This is a genomic window from Staphylococcus pasteuri (assembly GCF_030547725.1).
Taxonomy (GTDB): domain Bacteria; phylum Bacillota; class Bacilli; order Staphylococcales; family Staphylococcaceae; genus Staphylococcus; species Staphylococcus pasteuri.
In genome coordinates, this window is the sequence record NZ_JAUOQO010000320.1 from 1 (window position 1) to 275 (window position 275).

1 protein-coding gene is annotated in these 275 nt (G+C 64.0%); it reads left to right on the plus strand.

The window, feature by feature from the left end; all coding sequences use genetic code 11:
* Positions 1–19: 19 nt before the first annotated feature.
* Positions 20–275 (plus strand): helix-turn-helix domain-containing protein (locus Q4528_RS13820; RefSeq protein WP_303522143.1); only part of this gene is annotated, 256 nt, incomplete at its 3' end.

Below are 275 nucleotides of genomic sequence, written 5' to 3' on the forward strand. Positions count from 1 at the left end.
CCTGGAACGCGCCTGCGGCATGGATGAACGACGCTTTCGCCGCGGTGAAACCCGTTTGGAGCAGGCCGGATTGATCCGGCGTCGGCTGAGCGGCAATGGACGGCGTTTCCCGGAGCGCGACAAATCTGGTCGCGTTGTCAACGCCTATGGAATTGACCTTGCACCGTTGCTGGCCAGCTACGACGATCTGGTGGCGATGGCCGACTGGCGAGCGGAACAGGACCGCGTCGCACGTGCGCGCAGAAACAGCATCAGCGCCCGTCTTAGTGCCGCTG